Here is a 2,993-nt window from a genome sequence, read left to right on the forward strand (position 1 = left end):
CCGAGTTCGAACGCATCATCCGACAGCAACGACAACAAGCCGTCCACCAGGACGAGGCCGCATAGAGAGGACTCTACGAAACGAGGGGATGGACAGCGGGCCCGTCCCCTCCCGCGCGGCGTCGTCGAGCAAGGCGACGATGCGCTGGTAGTCCGGCGCCAGCACCCGCACCGACACACCCTCGCTCCACACCGGCACCACCGTTCCGGCAGCCGCGGCCACCGCCGGCTTCCCGCTCTCCGGCGAACCGTCCACCTCACGCGCACCAGCCAGCGCCGCGGCAAGCTCCTCCCGGGCAATCACCGACCGTTCATGCGCCCGTTCGGCCTCAGCGACCGCGGCCTGGGCGCGCTCCGCCGCCTCGCGGCACTCCTCCAGGCGCCGACGCGCATCCAGCTCCCGGTCCTCCAGCAAACCCAGCGGCGAGGGCAACCGACACCTCCGGCATCACGACGACACGACGCGCCAATACTGCCCGCCCACCCCTCCGCGTCATGCCTGACCAGCGGAAATCACACGATCACGCCCGGATTGATAACGGCTTCTGACATTCACTCATGCCTGGGAGATCGTCAGCTGAGTGGAACCAGGCGCTGATCGGACCACTGTCCAGCGCCTGGAGCGTTCACATCGGAAGTCTCACGAGATGACCGCCATCGCAGCCTGCGGCCCGGCCCGCCCAGGTGCGGCCCCTGCGGCCCCGGCCGGGTGCCCGGACAGGCATCACCGGTCGGCCGCGGTCCTCCAGGCCACGATCTGGCTGCGGGTGGTGCAGCCGAGCTTGGCCAGGATACGGGCGACGTGTCCCTCGGCGGTGCGGGGCGAGACGACGAGTCTGGCGGCTATCTCCTTGTTGGTCAGGCCGAGCGCGACCAGCGTCACCACCTCCGATTCCCGGCGCGTGAGCGGGGCCGGGTCGTGCGCGGCGGCGGCCTCGGGCCGGGCCGGCGTGGTGTCGCGCTCGTACGCGAAGACGTGGGCTTCTTCGGGGGTGAGCGCGGCACCGGCACGAATGGCTGCGCGCAGGGCGGTGCGGCCGAGGCCGTGGTGCAGGAGCGTCCGGCAGCGCTCGTGGCCGACTTTCAGCTGGCCCGGGACCTCGGGTGGGCGGCCGGCGGACCGGCGGGCGCTCTGGGCGGCACCGAGCAGGGTGGCGGCGCGTTCACCCCGGTCCTGTTCGGCGGCGCTCCAGGCGAGGACTTCGAGGAACTCCGCTGTGCCGGTAGAGAACTCCCCGGGGTCGCCCCGGTGGGGGGAGACGGGTCTGTTCCGCAGGGCGCGTCGGATCAGCGCGGCGGTGCTGCGCGGGCGGCCCTGGCCCAGGCGTGCGAGGGCGAGGGCCCACAGGGCGTCGGCCGCGGAGCAGTGGGCGTCGTGAGCCCGGCACAGTGCCACGGCCTGCTCCGCGTGGGCGCCGGCGCGGGGGTCTGCGAGGTTGAAGCACGCGATGGTGAGGTGGACCAGGGTGATCACGGCCTCACCCGGGTCGTTCGCCGCGTGGTGCTGGTCGAGGGCGTCCTGAAGCCGGGTGAGCGCCTGGTCGGGGTGCCCTTGGGCGAGCTTCGTCAGGCCTGCCAGGGTGGCAAAGGCGCGGTGGGCGTCCTGGTCGTGGTCGTCCGGCTGCGGCAGCAGCCGGCGCAGTTGTCCGACGCGGGTGTCGGCGGTGGGGGCGTCTCCTTCGAGGAGGGCCAGTCGGCCGTCCAGGGCGAGGGCCCGGGCGCGGGTGCTGGTCGGCTCCTCGTCGGCCGCGAGGCCGTGGGCGAGCCGGGCTCTGGCCTCCCCCGCGGTGCCGGGGGCCAGTGGGTGGCTCCACAGGCGCACGGCGAGCTCCAGGGCGGCGGGTGCCCGCCGCGGGTCGTCCATGGACCGTTGCAGGGCGGCGCACAGGTTGGGGTACTCGGTGTGCAGGCGCTCTCGCCAGGTGCTCTGGCGGGGGCCGAACCAGTCGGCCTCGGCCTGGCGGGCCAGCCGGACGTACCAGTCGCGGTGGCGCTCGTACAGGGTGTGTTGCTGGCCGGATGCGGTGAGCTGCTCGCGTCCGTACTGGCGTGCGGCGGCGGGGAGCCGGTAGCGGGTGCGCGGTCCCCGTTCCTCCAGCGTCAGGACGGACTTGTCGACCAGGGCGGTGAGGTGGTCGAGGAGGCCGGGGGCGGTGAGCTGGGCGCCGGTGCAGATGTGTTCGGCGGCGGGCAGGTCGAAGGTGCGGGCGAACACCGACAGACGTTGCCAGAGCAGGCGCTCGGGCGGTGTGCACAGGTCGTAGCTCCAGGCGGTGGCGGCCCGCAGGCTTCGCTGGTGGGGCGGGGCCGTGCGCAGCCCTCCGGTGAGCAGGTGCAGCCGGTCGTCGAGGCGGTGCAGGAGGTCCACCGGGGAGAGGGCGCGCAGGCGCATCGCGGCGATCTCGATGGCGAGTGGGGTGCCGTCGAGGCGGTGGCAGATCTGCGCGATGGTGGGGGCGTTGTCGTCGGTGACGGTGAAGTCGGGGCGTATCGCGCTCGCGCGGTCGGTGAACAGTGTGATCGAGTCGCAGGTGGCGGCCTGTGCTGCCGAGGGGCGGCGCAGGTCGGGCAGTGGCAGTGGTGGCACGGTGAGCACGCGTTCGCCCGCCACCTTGAGGCTCTGGCGGCTGGTGGCGAGCACCACCAGCCCGGGCGCGGCGCTCAGGAGGGTGTTCACGAGGGCGGCGCAGGCGGGCAGGAGGTGCTCGCAGTTGTCTAAGACCAGCAGCATCCGCCTACCGGCAAGCTTGTCGGCCAGCGCGGCCACGGCGTCGGGGTCGAGGGCGCCGGTGTCATCCGGGCAGGTGGCAAAGCCGGACAGGCCGAGCGCGGCGACCACGGTGGGCGTCGGGGAGGTGCTGGTGTGTAGGGGGGCCAGCGCCGCCAGGCGCACTCCTGCGCCTCGTCCACGACGGGATCGGCGGCGTGCCTCAGTCCGCGCTCTCGGAGATCATTTCCAAGAGCGCCGACGCTTTTCCCAGGACCTCCACCGCA

General features: G+C 73.1%; 2 protein-coding genes. Both read right to left on the reverse strand.

Going from position 1 to position 2,993, the window contains the following annotated elements; genetic code table 11:
- Positions 1-15: 15 nt before the first annotated feature.
- Complete coding sequence (locus tag ACIOFR_RS41995; RefSeq protein WP_401006073.1) at positions 16-432, reverse strand: hypothetical protein; 417 nt, start codon at positions 430-432, stop codon at positions 16-18.
- A gap of 291 nt (positions 433-723) precedes the next feature.
- Complete coding sequence (locus ACIOFR_RS42000; RefSeq protein WP_401006075.1) at positions 724-2,892, reverse strand: ATP-binding protein; 2,169 nt, start codon at positions 2,890-2,892, stop codon at positions 724-726.
- Positions 2,893-2,993: the final 101 nt, after the last annotated feature.

This window comes from Kitasatospora sp. NPDC088346 (assembly GCF_044740765.1).
Taxonomy (GTDB): domain Bacteria; phylum Actinomycetota; class Actinomycetes; order Streptomycetales; family Streptomycetaceae; genus Kitasatospora.